The following is a 15,593-nucleotide window of genomic DNA, read 5'->3' on the forward strand; positions in this document are numbered from 1 at the left end:
GAGGGGGTGATCGGAGCGGTCGGTGGTCACAGCGCAGTTCCGGTAGGTTGGGTTGAGCGCAGCGAAGCCCAACACGACCGACTCCAGGCCCTCACTGTTGGGCTTCGATGATGGAACCGTCTCAACCCAACCTACAAGGGCGCCGTAGGTTGGGTTGAGCGCCGCGAAGCCCAACACAACCAACTCCAGATCCTCACTGTTGGGCTTCGGCGATGGAGCCGCCTCAACCCAACCTACAAGGGCACCGTAGGTTGGGTTGAGCGCAGCGAAGCCCAACAGGCCCTATCGCCACCTCAAGCTTCGACGACGATCCTACACACTCTCCCGACTCACCAACTCGAATCCCAGGTCCACGCAGGTCGGTTGGCTGCGGCCGTCGAGCAGCCCCAGCAGGAGGGCCGCGGCCTGGCGCCCTACCGCGGCGCGGGGGGTCTGGATGGAGGTCAGCCGGGGCACCGTATGCGCCGAGCCGGGCAGGTCGTTGAAGCCCAGCACCGAGATCCGTTCGGGGATGGCGATGCCCAGCCGCTGGGCTTCGAACAGCGCGCCCTGGGCCAGGTCGTCGTTGCAGAAGAACAGCCCGTCGACGTCCGGCCGGCGGGCCAGCAGCTCGCGAAACTGCCGGGCGCCCAGCCCCACGGACGACGGCTGCGGATCCAGCACGTCCAGACTCGGGTCATAGCAGCCCGCCGCGCGCAGCACCTCGCGAAAGCCCTCGCCCCGGGCCAGCGCCCGCGGGTCGAGCTGGGCCGCGACGTAGCCCAGGCACTTGCGCCCGGCCGCCAGCAGATGCCGCGCCGCGGCGGCGCCGGCGGCGTGCTGGGAAAAGCCGACGCTGGGCACCGCCCCCGCCGGATCCAGCTCCATCATGTGCACCCGCGGCACGCCACTGGCTGCCAGCAGCTGGCGGGCGTTCTCGGTGCGGTCGAAGCCGGTCAGCAGCAGTCCCCGGGGCTGATAGGCCAGGTAGTTGCGGATCAGCTTTTCCTCTTCCGCGGGATCGTAGTGGTAGTTGCCGATCAGCACTTCCAGGCCGCGAGGGCGCAGAACCTCGTGGATGGCCTCCAGCGGCTCGATGAACAGATGGTTGGACAGCGAGGGCACCAGCACCACCACCGAGTGCCCCTGGGCCGAGGCCAGGGCGCGGGCGGCCGGATTGGTGACATAGCCGAGGCGCGCGGCAGCCTCCTGCACGCGGGTGACCAGCTCGGGCGCCACACTGGCGACACCGCGCAGGGCACGCGAGGCCGTGATGGGGGAAACACCGGCCTGCAGCGCCACCTCGGTGAGGGTGGGCCGACCGGAACTACGAGAACCCGTTCGATTCATTGTTATGGTTTCAGGCTTGTCAGAGACGGAGAACGCGCCTAAGGTAGCGCTGTCTCACCAGACACTACAAGCCTGACGTGGCCTTCTGGAGCGCGTCGGCATTCGGCCTAACAAGATCGACAAGAACTGGAAGCCGCTCCCTTTTTCCCTTTTCGGGGTAGCGCTGTCTCCAGACCGGAGGTGACGATGAACACTCCCATTCCCGCACTGGTGGTCATGGGCGTCGCAGGCTGCGGCAAGAGCAGCGTCGGCGCGGCCATTGCCGAGCAGGACGGTGGCCGCCTGATCGAAGGCGACACCTTCCACCCCGCCGCCAACATCGCCAAGATGAGCGCCGGCATCCCCCTCGACGATGAAGATCGCGCCGGCTGGCTGACCCGCCTCGGTGAGGAACTGGCCGCCGCCGTGGCCGCGGGCGAACGCCCGGTACTCACCTGTTCCGCGCTCAAGCGCCGCTACCGTGACCAGCTGCGCCACGCCGTGCCCGGTCTCGGCTTCGTCTTTCTCGAACTGACCCGCGAGACCGCGGCCCAGCGCGTCGCCAATCGCCCGGGGCACTTCATGCCCGCCAGCCTGATCGACAGCCAGTTCGCCGCCCTCGAAGCACCCCACGGTGAACCGGCTACGCTGGTAGTGGACGCACGCGACACCCTGCCCGCCATCGGCACCCAGGTGTCGGCCTGGTGGAACACCTCGGCTCGCCTGGCCCAACCGGCCTGACGAGACAGCGCTACCCAATTCAATCACCCGCAACGCCCACAACAACAATAGGAGAGGCGCCATGTTCGGCATGGACCACAATAGCTTCCTTCTGCTCGACGCCCTGGTCACCATCATCGGCCTGGTGCTGCTGATCACCAAGTTCAAGGTCCATCCCTTCATCGCCCTGACCATCGCCTCGGGCTTTCTCGGCCTGACCTCCGGCATGCCGGTGGAAAAGGTCATGAAATCCTTCCAGGACGGCTTCGGCGGCGTGCTCGGCTTCGTCGGCATCCTGCTCGGCCTGGGCACCATGCTCGGCAAGCTGATGGCCGATTCCGGCGGCGCCGACCAGATCGCCCAGACGCTGATCCGCGCCTTCGGCATCAAGCGCGTGCACTGGGCGATGATGTTCGCCGCCTTCCTGGTGGGCATCCCGCTGTTCTTCGAGATCGGCTTCGTGCTGCTGGCGCCCCTGGTGTTCATCGTCGCCCGCCGTACCGGGCTGTCGCTGGTCAAGCTGGGCATTCCGCTGCTGGCCGGCCTGTCCGCCGTGCACGGCCTGGTGCCGCCGCACCCGGGTCCGCTGCTGGCGGTCGGGGTGTTTGGCGCCGACATCGGCAAGACCATCTTCTATGGCCTGCTGGTCGGCCTGCCCACCGCCATGATCGCCGGTCCCCTCTTCGGCGCCTGGATCTCCAAGCGCATCCCCGGTTCGGCCAACCCCGAACTGGTCGCCCAGATCGCCCAGGAGACCGACAACCGCAACCTGCCGGGCTTCGGCATCACCGTCTTCACCGTGCTGCTGCCGGTGATCCTGATGCTGCTCAAGGCCTTCGCCGACATCTTCTTCGCCGCCGACAACCATTTCCGCATCTGGATGGACTTCATCGGCCACCCCATCACCGCCCTGCTCGCCGCCCTGCTGCTGAGTTTCTACAGCTTCGGCACCGCCTGTGGCTTCTCTCGCGAGAAGATCGTCAAGCTGCTCGACCAGAGCCTGGCGCCGGTGGCGGCCATCGTGCTGATCGTCGGCGCCGGCGGTGGCTTCAAGCAGATGCTGGTGGCCAGCGGCGTGGGTGAGGTGATCGGCAACCTGGCGGTGCAGACGCAGATCTCGCCGATCCTGCTGACCTGGCTGGTGGCGGCGGTGATCCGCGTGGCCACCGGTTCCGCCACCGTGGCGACCATCACCGGCGCCGGCATCGTCGCCCCCGTGGTGGCGCTGATCCCCGGCGTGAACAAGGAATTGCTGGTGCTGGCCGCCGGCGCCGGCTCGGTGATCCTCTCCCACGTCAACGACGCCGGCTTCTGGCTGGTGAAGCAGTACTTCAACATGACCGTGGCCGAGACCTTCAAGACCTGGTCGATGATGGAAACCATCCTCTCGGTGGTGGCCCTGGCCTTCATCATGCTGCTGTCGCTGTTCGTCTGATCCGCTAGGCCGGGACGGCGCCGGGCCGTCCCGCTTCCACCACGAAGCTCGCCCGAGTGCCCCGTCCGGCATCCGGGCGCGTTCGATCACTGATGGTGCGCAGGTCCACCTGCAACCGCTCCCGCGTCAGCTCCAGGGCCAGATAGCCACGCTCCCGGCTGTCGAAGAAGCGCACCTGGGGATTCTCCGGCAACAGCGCCTGGAAGCGGCGGTAGTCCGGTCCATCCGAGGTGATGGAGGTGCCAACGAATTCGCTCGCCACCACCGGGCTCCGCTCGTCCTCCGGATCGCGGTGCAGATCCGTCACCCAGAAGGAGTGGATGTCCCCGCCCAGGGTCACCGGATTGGCCAGGCGACTGTCGGCCATGGCCGCGAGCAGGCGCTCGCGGGTGGCCGGATAGCCGTCCCAGCCATCGGTCCAGCGCGCCGGATCGCCATTCGGCAAGCGCTGCCGCAGGGGTGCCAGCAGGAGATCCTGGGCGAGCAGATTCCAGCGGGTGGCATTGTGGCGAAAGCCGTCCAGCAGCCAGCTTTCCTGCGCCTGACCGAGCATGCTGCGCGCGGCATCGCGCAGACCCGGGCAATCCGGGGCGACCAGCTGGCCACCGCGGGTCCTGGCCGTCACGCAGGCCGGTTCGCTGCGGTATTGCCGACCATCGAGCAGATAGATCTCCGCCAGGTCGCCGAAGCGCCACCGGTCATAGAGGCGCAGCGCGCTGCCCTGGGTCCGCCAGGCGCGCAGCGGGGCATGTTCGCGAAAAGCCTGGTAGGCCGCCTGCCGTCGCGCGGCAAAGGCGGCCAGGCCGACCCGGGGATCCGCCGCCCAGGGGCCGGAATAGTCGTTCTGCACCTCGTGATCGTCCCAGGTCATGAGACTGGTGACATTGGCGTGCAGGTACTGCAGATCGGGATCGGTGCGGTACAGGGCATGGCGCCGGCGGTAGCTGGCCAGGTCGCGGGCCTCCGGCAGACCGTGGCGGCGGACCGCTGGCAGCAGCAGCGGCACATTGGACTCATAAATGTAGTCGCCGAGGAACAGCGCCAGATCCGGCTGTTCGTCGGCCATGTGCCGATAGGCACTGAAGAAGCCCTTCTCATAGTGGGAGCAGGAAGCCGCCACCAGCTTGAGACGCTGCGGCGCGCTGGCCGGCGACGGCAGCGTGACGGCGCGACCGATGCGACTCTGATGCCTCAGGGCGGTGAAGCGGTACCAATAGGGACGCCCCGGCAGCAGACCGACCAAGGTGATAGGTACGCTGAAGGCCGCCTGGAGCTGCGCCTGGACCGTACCGCGCTGTATGACCTGGCGCAGCCCCGGGTCCAGGGCGACTTCCCACTGCACCTCGACAGGATGACGCAGACCACCCAGGCCGTCTTCGGCCAGGGGATCGGGCGCCAGGCGGGTCCAGATGACGAAGCCATCGACAGCGGGATCGCCACTGGCGACGCCGAGGGTGAAGGGATCCAGCTGCGGCGTGTGAGCGCTGCACCCGGCGAACCAGGGCGCGCTCAGACCCAGGCCGAGCAGGCCCAGCGCTTGACGTCGAGAGGTACTCATCCAGGCCTCCGGGAAAAGAGGCCAGGGTGGCTCAGGCAGGTGACAACAGGATGTCGGCGGCCTAGGCCAGCGGCAATTCCTCGAGGATCATGACCTGCGGGGCGTCGACGAGCAGGCCGTCGAGATCGCTCAGCAGCTGCTTGAAGTGAGGGGTTTGCTCGTGCTCGGCCAGGGCTTCGCGGCTGGCCCAGCGCTCGACGAACACATAACGGCCCTCGTGGCTCGGATCACGGTGCGGGGTATAGAAGTGACAGGCGGCTTCGGCGCGGGATGGAGCGACGATGGCACGCAGAGCGTTTTCGACAGCCTCGGCCTGGCCGGGTTTGGCCTGCAGGATGGCGACGACACGAATTTCACTGGTCATGAAAAAACTCCGGAAGGGGTGCTTCAGCCTGATGCCTGGACACCCCGAATATCACCGGGGTCGAGAATCGGCCCCGGCCATGGTGAATCACTGCTTGGCTTTGACGATCTTGTCGATCACCGCATTGCTGCGCTTGATCAGCACATAGTCGGAGCCGATCTTGACCCACTGGCTGTCTTCGCCCGGCTGTTCCAGGCCGTGCTTCTTGAAGTCCTTAATCACGTACTCGTCACGGATGTACTTGCGCGGCGCCCGGCCACCCTCTTCGAGCTCAAAGGTAGGATGATCAGGATCGTGGGTGACGGCCTCATCGCTCTGGTTGGCGTCCTTCTTGTTGACCTTGTTCTGGTACTGCGAGCTGGTGGGCTCGGAAGCGGCCTTGTCCGCGGCCGGCTTGACCGGGGTCATGGACTCGGGCGCGGCCTGGACTTGCAGGGCGCCTGCCAGTACGACGGTACCCAGGGCCATAGAGAGCAGCGATTGCTTGATCATGGGGGTGTTTCTCCTCTGCGTTCGAGGTTTTGACCCCGGGGCTGGAGGAAAAGCTCCACGAATACCTGCGGTCGCGCGGTTGGCCTTACAACCGTTCGTCCTGGTCGGCCTTCACCAGGGTCAGCACCGGCGGCAACTGGCGCGAGCGTTGGGTGGAAAAGGCGTCCAGCGAACAACTCAGCCGATAGGACTGCTGAGTGAGTCGCGAGGTCTCCTGGCGCAAGGTGAGGAAGTTGAGGAAATAGCGCTGGTGCTGGCGCTTGGCCTGGCTACCCCGCTCAAGCAGGCGCCGGGCTTCCGCCATGGCCACGATGTGGCTATCGGTCACGTCCTTCATGCAACGGCTTCCTCGTGGCGGTGACGATTATCGAACCTGTCTCCTCTCGACTTTAGCAGTCCGTCCGGGACGCGGTGATGAATCCTTTGACTTTTTATCGGCAAGCCAGGACTGGCGCGCCTTGCGGCACCTCAGGCAGAGTAGCCCACCCCCCCTGGCCAGAGGTGCAGCCCCTTGGAACGCTGGAAGATTCTCGCCGGCCTGGTGAGCTTCACCTTTTTCATGGAAAACCTGGACGCCACGGTGATCGCCACGGCCCTGCCGCAGATGGCCCTGTCCTTCGGCCGCGATCCGGTGGATCTCAACCTGGGCATCAGCGCCTATCTGCTGGCCATCGCCGTGGGCATCCCGGTGAGTGGCTGGATCGCCGAGCGCTTCGGTCCCCGCCCGGTCTTTACCCTGGCGATCGGCGTCTTCACCCTGGCCTCGCTGCTCTGCGGGATGGCCCTGTCCCTCGAGCAGTTCATCGCCGCGCGCATCCTCCAGGGGCTCGGCGGCGCCCTGATGGTGCCCGTGGGGCGCCTGGTGGTGCTGCAGGTCACCGAGAAGCACGAGCTGGTGCGCGCCATCGCCCTCATCACCTGGCCAGGCCTGGTGGCCCCCGTGCTCGGTCCGCCCCTGGGGGGGCTGATCACCACCTATGCCGACTGGCGCTGGATCTTCTATCTCAATCTGCCGCTGGGGTTGATCGCCCTGCTGCTGGCCTGGCGCCTGGTGCCCGCCGACCTGCCGACCCAGCGCCATCCGCTGGACTGGCGCGGCTTCCTGCTGCTGGGCGGCGCCTGCGTGGCCTTCATGTGGGGCGTGGAGCGCCTCGGCCAGAACCACGGCAGCCTGGGCGCCAACCTGGCCTGGATGGGCGTAGGGCTGATCCTCGGCACCAAGGCGGTGCGCCACATGACCCGGATCGAACGCCCGCTGATCGATTTTGGCACATTGCGCATCCCCACCTACCGCGCCGCCCTCCTCGGTGGCGGCCTGTTCCGCGTCACCATCGCCACGGCGCCCTTCCTGCTGCCCCTGCTGTTCCAGCTGGCCTTTGGCCTGGACGCCTTCCAGGCCGGCCTGCTGCTCCTGGCGCTGTTCGCTGGCAACCTGGCGGCCAAGCCCTTCACCACCGCCACCATGCATCGCTTCGGCCTGCGCACCATCCTGACCGTCAACGGCCTGCTCAGCGCGTTCAGCCTGCTGGCCTGTGGCCTGCTCACCCCGGACTGGCCCTTGCCGGCGATCCTGCTCCTGCTGTTCTTCAGCGGGGTGTTCCGCTCGCTGCAATTCACCGCCAGCAATGCCCTGGCCTTCGCCGACATCCCCAAGTCGCGGCTGAGCCATGCCTCCACCCTGTTCAGCACCAATTTCCAGCTGGCCATGGGCCTGGGCGTGGCCATCGCCGCCCTGCTGCTGCGTGCCTCGATGGAATGGCACGGTCACCTCGACCCGCAACTGGCGGACTTTCGGCTAGCCTTTTGCATAGTGGCCGTGCTCGGCATCCTGAGCACCCTGGATGCCTTCCGCCTGGCCCGCAACGCAGGCGATTCGGTCAGCGGCCATAGCTCTGGAAGTTGACCAGGCGGACAGGGCTCCAGCCGATGTCGATTGGGGGTTAGGGCTTACCGTCTTACCCGTGTTTACCGACCTGTTATGATGCGCGCCTTTTTCCGATCAGACCGGCGCGCACGAGGCATCCCATGCTGGAAAGACTCTTCCAACTCAAGGCCCACAACACCTCTGTCCGCACCGAACTGCTGGCCGGGGTCACCACCTTCCTGGCCATGGCCTACATCCTGTTCGTCAACCCGAGCATCCTCGGCGCCACCGGCATGGACAAGGGCGCGATCTTCGTTGCCACCTGCCTCGCCGCCGCCATCGGCTCGGCGCTCATGGGACTCATCGCCAACTACCCCATCGCCCTCGCCCCGGGCATGGGCCTCAACGCCTTCTTCACCTACACCGTGGTCCTGCACCTGGGCCATACCTGGCAGGTGGCCCTGGGCGCGGTGTTCCTCTCGGCGCTGATGTTCTTCCTGCTGTCGATCTTTCGCATCCGCGAATGGATCATCAACAGCATCCCGCTGCCGCTGCGCTCGGGTATCGCCGCCGGCATCGGCCTGTTCCTGGCGCTGATCGCCCTGCAGACCGCCGGCATCGTGGTGGGTAATCCGGCTACCCTGGTGGGCCTGGGCGACCTGTCCAAGCCCGGTCCGCTGCTGGCCATCCTCGGCTTCTTCCTGATCGTCGTGCTCGAGGCGCGCAAGGTCACCGGCGCGGTGCTGATCGGCATCCTGGTGGTCACCGTGATCGCCATCGCCCTGGGCGTCAGCGCCTTCGGCGGCGTGGTCTCCATGCCGCCGTCGCTGGCACCGACCTTCCTGCAGCTGGACATCCGGGGCGCCCTGGACGTCGGCCTGATCAGCGTCATCTTCGCCTTCCTGTTCGTCGACCTGTTCGACAACTCCGGCACCCTGATCGGCGTGGCCAAGCGCGCCGGCCTGATGGGCAAGGACGGCCATCTGCCGAAGATGGGCCGCGCCCTGATCGCCGACAGCTCCGCCGCCATGTTCGGCTCGCTGCTGGGCACCTCCACCACCACCAGCTACATCGAATCCGCCGCCGGCGTTTCCGCGGGGGGTCGTACCGGCCTCACCGCCGTGGTGGTCGCGGTGCTGTTCCTGCTGGCGCTGTTCTTCGCTCCCCTGGCCGGTAGCGTGCCAGCCTTCGCCACCGCCCCGGCGCTGTTCTTCATCGCCGTGCTGATGACCTCCGGCCTGGCCGAGATCGAGTGGGACGACCTGACCACCGCCGCCCCGGTGCTGGTCACCGCCCTGGCCATGCCGCTGACCTATTCCATCGCCAACGGCATCGCCTTCGGCTTCATCACCTGGACGGTCATCAAGCTGCTGTCCGGCCGTACCCGCGAGCTGAATTCGGCGCTGATCGTGCTGTCGATCCTGTTCGTCATCAAGCTGGGCTGGTTCAACGCCTGACCCCTCTCCTCGGGGCTCCGGCCCCGAGGTCTCCCCGCCTCACCCTGCTTCGGATCTACCATGTCCCAACCTTCCTTCGTTCCCGCCGACTACCAGGCTCAACTCGACGCCAAGGCCGACCGCCTGCGCGAACTGCTGGCGCCTTTCCAGGCCCCCGAGCCGGAGGTCTTCGCCTCGCCGCTGCAGCACTACCGGCTGCGCGCCGAATTCCGCCTGTGGCGGGAGAACGAGGAACGCCACTACGCCATGTTCGCCCCGGGCGACAAGCACACCCCGATCCTCATCGAGGACTTCCCCATCGCCAGCCAGCGCATCAACGACCTGATGCCGCGGCTCAAGGCCGGCTGGCAGGCGGACGTGGCGCTGTCGTTCAAGTTGTTCCAGGTGGAGTTCCTCACCACCCTGAGTGGCGACGCGCTGATCACCCTGGCCTACCACCGCCCGCTGGACGCCGCCTGGCAGGCCGCCGCCGAGCGTCTGGCCGCCGAGCTCGGCGTCAGCCTGATCGGCCGCTCCCGCGGTCAGCGCCTGGTGATCGGGCGTGACCATGTGGTCGAAGAACTGGAGGTGGCCGGCAAGACCTACAGCTACCTGCAACCCGAGGGCGGCTTCACCCAGCCCAATGGCACCGTCAACGGGAAGATGCTGAGCTGGGCCCACACCGCCCTGGGCGAGCGCGAAGACGATCTGCTCGAGCTCTATTGCGGCAACGGCAACTTCACCCTGCCGCTGGCCAGCCGCGTGCGCAAGGTACTGGCCACCGAGGTGAGCAAGACCTCGGTCAACGCCGCCTTGTACAACCTGGCCAGCAATGGCGTGGACAACGTCACCCTGGTACGGCTCTCCGCCGAGGAGCTGACCCAGGCGCTCAACGAGGTCCGCCCCTTCCGGCGCCTGGCCGGCGTGGATCTCAAGAGCTATGAGTTCGGCACCGTGTTCGTCGACCCGCCGCGCGCCGGCATGGACCCCGACACCTGCGAGCTGACCCGCCGCTTCGAGCGCATCCTCTACATCTCCTGCAACCCGGAGACCCTGGCCGAGAACATCGCCCAACTGCAGGACACCCACCGCATCACCCGCTGCGCCCTGTTCGACCAGTTCCCCTGGACGCATCACATGGAGAGTGGCGTGTTGCTGGAGCGGCGGTGAAGGCCTTGCGCGGCGAGCCAGCCCGCGTGGAAAAGGCTGCGCCGTTTTCCACCCTACGCAAGGGGTGAGGGAAGCCACCGAGCCGTAGGTTGGGTTGAGACGGCCTTATCGTCGAAGCCCAACAGCCAAGCCTCCCGTTGGGCTTCGCTACGCTCAGCCCAACCTACCAGAGCCCATCATGACGCCCCCTCCCCCCTCGGGGAGAGGGCTGGGGTGAGGGTCGCCCTACTCGTGAAACTCCGCCACCGTCTCGCGACGGCCATAGAGGAAGGCGTCCGCCACATGGCGCAGGGGGGCCACGTCGACGTCGGAGCGATTCGCGGCGACCAGCTCGGCGAAGCGGGCATAGAGACCGGCGTACTCCTCGTCCGGGCCCTGGTGGCTCAGTTGGCCATCCAGGTACAGCTCGCTGCCGCCCTTGCTCAGGGTCAGCCGACCGCCATCGGTGTCGACGTGGATGTCCCAGGTCTGGGGACCGGTCTGCAGGAAGTCGAAGTCGGCAGCGATAGGCACCCCGGCGCTGTCGACGAAGGCCAGTTGCGCCGCCACCGGGGTCTGGCAATTGCCTGGGACCTGCAGGGTCGCCTCCTTGAGAAAGAACGGCCGCGGCAGGATGGCGGTGACGATGGACAGGGCATTGATGCCCGGATCGAAGACGCCCATGCCGCCCGGCTCCCAGATCCAGCCCTGGCCGGGATGCCAGACGCGCACGTCCTCCTTCCACTCGATCCGCACCGCCTGGATGCGCTTGCCTTCCAGCCACTCGCGCGCCGGCTGCACGCCCTGGGCATAGCGGGAGTGCCAGGTGGCGAACAGCGAAAGACCAGCCGCCTCGGCCTGGCGGGCCAGGGCATCCACCTCGCTGAGGGTCGCCCCCGGCGGTTTCTCCAGCATCACGTGCTTGCCCGCCGCCAGGGCCTCGCGGGCCTGTTCGTAGCGCACCGCCGCAGGGGCGCAGAGCGACACGGCGTCGATCGCCGGACCGTTTTCGAGCAGGGCGCTCAGACTGGGATAGTGGGCGACGCCGTCGAGCTGGGCGTTGCGGCTGGCCACGGCGACCAGCTCGTAGTCAGGATTGGCGGCGAGCGCCGGCAGGTGCTGGTCACGGGCGATCTTGCCCAAACCGACGATGGCTATTCTTATCATGATCGTCCTCGGTAGACGGTAGGAGTCCGCCGCCTAGGATCGGGCAATCATCACACCAAAGCAACAGCTTCGCGGTCGGTCTGCAGGCTCTCGCGCAACTCCAGCCAGCTACGCAGATTGGCGCCCTCGCGGCCCTTGCGCCACATCAGCCAGGTGGTGGCCCGGGCGAAGCGCGCCTGGATCGCATGACGCTGCACCCGCTCGCGGCCCGGCAGGCTGTCGAGCATGGATTCCGGCATCAGCGCCACTCCGCCGGTGATCACGCAGGCCAGCATGCTGTGGTAGGACTCGATCTCCATCACCGGTCCGCTGGGCACTCCGGCGGCGGCGTACCAGGTATCCAGGTAGCGGCGATAGGAGCAGCCGGCGCGAAAGCCGAATACCGGGCGCCCCGCCACGTCGGCCGGCGAACGCACCGGACCGAGTTCCAGCCCGGTGATCAGCACCAGCCGTTCCTCGAACCAGGGCTGGCCTTCCAGCGCCGCGTCGGGCGCCGGGCCGTCCACCAGGGCGGCGTCCAGGCGACCGGCCAGCAGGCCCTCCACCAGTTCGCCGCTGGGGCCGCTGTGCACCTGCAGATTCACCTTGGGATAGCGCTGGTGATAGCGGGCCAGCAGCCCCGGCAGGTGGATGGCCGCGGTGCTGAACATGGAGCCCAGCACGAAGGTGCCGGCCGGTTCGCCGCCCTGCACCGCGCTGCGCGCCTCGTCGGCCAGGGCGAACAGGCGGTGGGCGTAGTCCAGCATTCGGTGACCGGCGGCGGTCAGGTGCAGCCGCTGGCGCTCGCGCAGGAACAGCTCCACCCCCAGCTTGTCTTCCAGCTGGCGCAGGCGCGTGGAGAGATTGGACGGCACCCGGTTGAGCCGTTCGGCGGCCTTCACCAGGGAACCTTCCTCGGCCACCGCCTGGAAGATGCGTAGCTCAGCGAACTCCATCGGACACCGCCTTTCTCTTTGGCTGAACATCTATTTCTCTATTATTCGTTTTTATTGATTAACTTCAAGGCCTAGGCTGTACCTATCTGCTCGCTACTGGAGTCCCGCGATGACCGCCACCACCCGCCTGCTGGCCTGCCTGCTCGCCCTGGCCACCGCCATGGGCATCGGCCGCTTCGCCCTTACCCCCGCCCTGCCCCACCTGATCGCCGAGGGCCAGATCGACCTCACCGGCGCCAGCCTGCTGGCCGCGGCCAACTACCTGGGCTATCTGCTCGGTGCCCTGGATGCCCTCTTCGCCCGCCGTACCCACGCGCGCCTGGTCGGGGGACTCTGGCTCTGCGCCGGCCTGACCCTGGCCTCGCTGCTGGCCGACGGCCTGGCCGCCCAGGCGCTGCTGCGCTTCGGCACCGGCCTGGCCAGCGCCTGGGTGCTGGTGATGGTGACCGGCCTAAGCCAGCCCCTGGCCGCCGAAGCCGGACGGCCGCGCCTCGGCGCCCTGGTCTTTACCGGACCCGGGGTAGGCATTCTCATCAGTGGTCTGATGGCCCTGGTCAGCAATCGCCTGGGCGGTGATTCCAACCAGCTGTGGCTGAGCTACGGCGTGCTGGCCAGCGTGGCGACCCTGGCGCTGCTGCCCCTACTGCCACGGCGCGGGCCGGCCACCCCGCTAGCCAACGCCGCCACGGCACCGGCCAAGCGTTCCCCGGCCTTCAACCGCCTGATCCTGGCCTATGGCCTGGTGGGCGTCGGCTACATCCTGCCGGCGACCTTTCTCTCGCAGATGGCCGCCAGCCGCTTCCACGGCCAGTGGCAGGCCGACCTCTTCTGGCCCGGCTACGGCCTGGCGGCAGCCCTGGGCGTGGTACTGGTCAGCCTGAGACGTCCGGGCACCGATACCCGGCGCTGGCTGATCGCGACCCTCTGGCTGCAGGCCGCCGGCGTGCTGCTCTGCCTCCTGCCCGGCAGCCTGGCGCTGTTCCTCGGCGTGCTGCTCTGCGGCGGTCCCTTCCTCGCCTGCATGCAGCTGGTGATGCAATACGGCCGCGAGTTGGCACCGGCCACGCCGCAACGCAACGCCGGGGTGCTCACCGCCAGCTTCGCCAGCGGCCAGTTGCTCGGCCCGCTGCTGGGTGCGGCCAGCAGCCACTATGCCGGCGATCTGCAACCGGCCCTGGTGATTGCTGCGCTGGGCCTGCTGTTCGCCGGTCTGCAACTGCGCCGCGCCCGGGCGTCGCTGCAGCGCTGCGTCGCCTGAATCGTTTCCGCTGCGGCCTTTCGTCACAGAAGTAAAACTGGGTGGTTCCTTGTTTTGAAATGTTTCGCCGTTCCTGAGTACAGTGATCGCCGCGCCTCATAGAGGAGGCGCCTCAGGCGCTCGCCATCCACCCAACAAGGAATACAACACTCATGATGAAGGCCTCCGATCTGGTCGTTCGCTGCTTGGAAAACGAGGGTGTGGAATACATCTTCGGCATTCCCGGCGAAGAGAACCTGGACCTGCTGGAATCCCTGCGGCGCTCCTCGCAGATCAAGCTGATCCTGACTCGCCACGAGCAGTCCGCCGGCTTCATGGCCGCCACCTACGGCCGTTTCACCGGCAAGACCGGTGTCTGCCTTTCCACCCTCGGTCCAGGTGCCACCAACCTGGTCACCGCCGGCGCCTACGCCTACCTGGGCGGCATGCCGATGCTGATGCTGACCGGCCAGAAGCCGATCAAGAAATCCAAGCAGGGGCGTTTCCAGATTCTCGACGTGTGCCGCATGATGGCGCCGCTCACCAAGTACACCCATCAGTTCGCCTCCGCCGACAACATCCCGTCGCGCATCCGCGAAGCCTTCCGCCTCGCCGAGGAAGAAAAGCCCGGCTCCGTGCACCTGGAATTGCCGGAAGACATCGCCGACGAGCACACCGAGAGCCTGCCGGTACCGCCGAGCCTGAGCCGTCGTCCGGTCGCCGAAGCCAAGGCCATCGCCGCCGCCGTCTCCAAGCTGGAAAACGCCCGCAGCCCGGTGCTGGTACTGGGCGCCGGCACCAACCGCAAGATGACCGCGCGGGTGCTGCGTCAACTGATCGAGAAGACCGGTATCCCCTTCGTCACCACCCAGCTCGGCAAGGGCGTGGTCGACGAGCGCCATCCGCGCTTCCTGGGCAACGCCGCACTCTCCGCCGGTGACTTCGTGCACCGCGCCCTGGAGTCCGCCGACCTCATCGTCAACATCGGCCACGATGTGATCGAGAAGCCGCCGTTCTTCATGACCCGTGGCGGCACCGAGGTCATCCACATCAACTTCCGCTCCGCCGAAGTCGATCCGGTGTATTTCCCCCAGGTCGAGGTGGTCGGCGACATCGCCAACGCCATCTGGGAGATCAAGGAGCGCATCGAAGTCCAGCCCACCTGGGACTTCGACCGCCTGCTGCACATCCGCGAAGCCAACGAGGCCCATGTCGCCGAAGGCGCCACCGATGACCGCTTCCCGGTCTATCCGCAGCGCCTGGTGGCCGATCTGCGCCACGTGCTGCCGTCCGACGGCATCGTCGCCCTGGACAACGGCATCTACAAGATCTGGTTCGCCCGCAACTACAAGGCCTACATGCCCAACACGGTGCTGCTGGACAACGCCCTGGCCACCATGGGCGCCGGTCTGCCGTCGGCCATGGCCGCGCGCCTGGTGCATCCCAGCACCCCCATCGTCGCGGTCTGCGGCGACGGCGGCTTCATGATGAACAGCCAGGAGCTGGAAACCGCGGTGCGCCTGAAGATGAACCTGGTGGTCATCATCCTGCGCGACGACGGCTACGGCATGATCCGCTGGAAGCAGGCGCAGATGGGCTTCGAGGACTTCGGCCTGGACTACGGCAACCCGGACTTCGTCCGCTACGCCGAAAGCTACGGCGCCCACGGCCATCGCGTGGAAAGCGCGGCGGCCTTCGCGCCGCTGGTGCAGCACTGCCTGGACACCCCTGGCGTCCACGTCATCGACTGCCCGGTGGACTACTCCGAGAACGACCGCATCCTGCACCAGGACATCAAGGAACGCAGCGCGGCGGTGTGATCGGTTAGCTCCGGCGATCCCGTTGACGCCCCGGCCTCCAGGCCGGGGCGTTTTTCATTGCGGCCGAAGAAAATAACCCGTCCGCTCCGACTCTCAATCCACCGCCAA

14 protein-coding genes are annotated in these 15,593 nt (G+C 67.1%); 7 read left to right on the forward strand and 7 right to left on the reverse strand.

The features are described from left to right. Window positions 1–312: 312 nt before the first annotated feature. Window positions 313–1,329, reverse strand: a complete 1,017-nt coding sequence (locus FHR73_RS10405; protein WP_183630938.1) for a LacI family DNA-binding transcriptional regulator — start codon at window positions 1,327–1,329, stop codon at window positions 313–315. 186 nt (window positions 1,330–1,515) lie between these two features. Between FHR73_RS10405 and FHR73_RS10410 the strand changes: the two genes are divergently transcribed. Both FHR73_RS10410 and FHR73_RS10415 read left to right on the forward strand, forming a co-directional pair. Continuing rightward, window positions 1,516–2,049, forward strand: a complete 534-nt coding sequence (locus FHR73_RS10410; RefSeq protein ID WP_183630940.1) for a gluconokinase — start codon at window positions 1,516–1,518, stop codon at window positions 2,047–2,049. A 61-nt stretch (window positions 2,050–2,110) separates the two neighbouring features. Next, window positions 2,111–3,463 carry a GntP family permease gene (locus FHR73_RS10415; protein WP_133859739.1) on the forward strand — a complete coding sequence of 451 codons (1,353 nt, stop codon included), beginning with the start codon at window positions 2,111–2,113 and terminating at the stop codon, window positions 3,461–3,463. Window positions 3,464–3,467: 4 nt separating this feature from the next. Here the strand turns inward: FHR73_RS10415 and FHR73_RS10420 are convergent, their stop codons facing one another. The 4 genes from FHR73_RS10420 to FHR73_RS10435 form a co-directional block, all read right to left on the reverse strand. Next, window positions 3,468–5,021, reverse strand: a complete 1,554-nt coding sequence (locus FHR73_RS10420) for an alkaline phosphatase (RefSeq protein WP_183630942.1) — start codon at window positions 5,019–5,021, stop codon at window positions 3,468–3,470. Window positions 5,022–5,082: 61 nt separating this feature from the next. Continuing rightward, window positions 5,083–5,385 (reverse strand): putative quinol monooxygenase, encoded by a 303-nt coding sequence (locus FHR73_RS10425; protein WP_183630944.1) that lies wholly within the window; start codon window positions 5,383–5,385, stop codon window positions 5,083–5,085. An 87-nt stretch (window positions 5,386–5,472) separates the two neighbouring features. Then, window positions 5,473–5,877, reverse strand: a complete 405-nt coding sequence (locus FHR73_RS10430; protein WP_183630946.1) for an RcnB family protein — start codon at window positions 5,875–5,877, stop codon at window positions 5,473–5,475. An 85-nt stretch (window positions 5,878–5,962) separates the two neighbouring features. After that, entirely contained in the window at window positions 5,963–6,214 is a 252-nt protein-coding gene (locus FHR73_RS10435) for a hypothetical protein (RefSeq protein ID WP_183630948.1), read from the reverse strand. Window positions 6,215–6,388: 174 nt separating this feature from the next. Between FHR73_RS10435 and FHR73_RS10440 the strand changes: the two genes are divergently transcribed. The 3 genes from FHR73_RS10440 (at window position 6,389) to trmA (ending at window position 10,347) form a co-directional block, all read left to right on the forward strand. Further along, window positions 6,389–7,780, forward strand: a complete 1,392-nt coding sequence (locus FHR73_RS10440) for an MFS transporter (protein ID WP_221191487.1) — start codon at window positions 6,389–6,391, stop codon at window positions 7,778–7,780. Between the two features lie 122 nt (window positions 7,781–7,902). After that, window positions 7,903–9,198, forward strand: coding sequence for an NCS2 family permease (locus tag FHR73_RS10445; protein WP_183630950.1), 1,296 nt, complete (start codon window positions 7,903–7,905; stop codon window positions 9,196–9,198). 60 nt (window positions 9,199–9,258) lie between these two features. Next, complete coding sequence (gene trmA / locus FHR73_RS10450; RefSeq protein WP_183630952.1) at window positions 9,259–10,347, forward strand: tRNA (uridine(54)-C5)-methyltransferase TrmA; 1,089 nt, start codon at window positions 9,259–9,261, stop codon at window positions 10,345–10,347. Window positions 10,348–10,572: 225 nt separating this feature from the next. Here trmA and FHR73_RS10455 read toward each other — a convergent pair whose 3' ends face one another. Together FHR73_RS10455 and ptrR are read right to left on the reverse strand one after the other, a co-directional pair. Beyond that, window positions 10,573–11,493 (reverse strand): Gfo/Idh/MocA family protein, encoded by a 921-nt coding sequence (locus FHR73_RS10455; RefSeq protein WP_183630954.1) that lies wholly within the window; start codon window positions 11,491–11,493, stop codon window positions 10,573–10,575. Between the two features lie 50 nt (window positions 11,494–11,543). Continuing rightward, window positions 11,544–12,428: a putrescine utilization regulator PtrR gene (gene ptrR, locus FHR73_RS10460; RefSeq protein ID WP_183630956.1), complete on the reverse strand. Its 885-nt coding sequence runs from the start codon at window positions 12,426–12,428 to the stop codon at window positions 11,544–11,546. 109 nt (window positions 12,429–12,537) lie between these two features. Here ptrR and FHR73_RS10465 point away from each other — a divergent pair, with 109 nt between their 5' ends. Together FHR73_RS10465 and FHR73_RS10470 are read left to right on the forward strand one after the other, a co-directional pair. After that, window positions 12,538–13,686: a YbfB/YjiJ family MFS transporter gene (locus FHR73_RS10465; protein WP_183630958.1), complete on the forward strand. Its 1,149-nt coding sequence runs from the start codon at window positions 12,538–12,540 to the stop codon at window positions 13,684–13,686. 152 nt (window positions 13,687–13,838) lie between these two features. Next, entirely contained in the window at window positions 13,839–15,485 is a 1,647-nt protein-coding gene (locus FHR73_RS10470) for an acetolactate synthase large subunit (RefSeq protein ID WP_183630960.1), read from the forward strand. Window positions 15,486–15,593: the final 108 nt, after the last annotated feature.

The organism is Pseudomonas sp. AS2.8 (assembly GCF_014190935.1).
In the GTDB taxonomy this organism is placed as follows: Bacteria; Pseudomonadota; Gammaproteobacteria; order Pseudomonadales; family Pseudomonadaceae; genus Chryseomonas.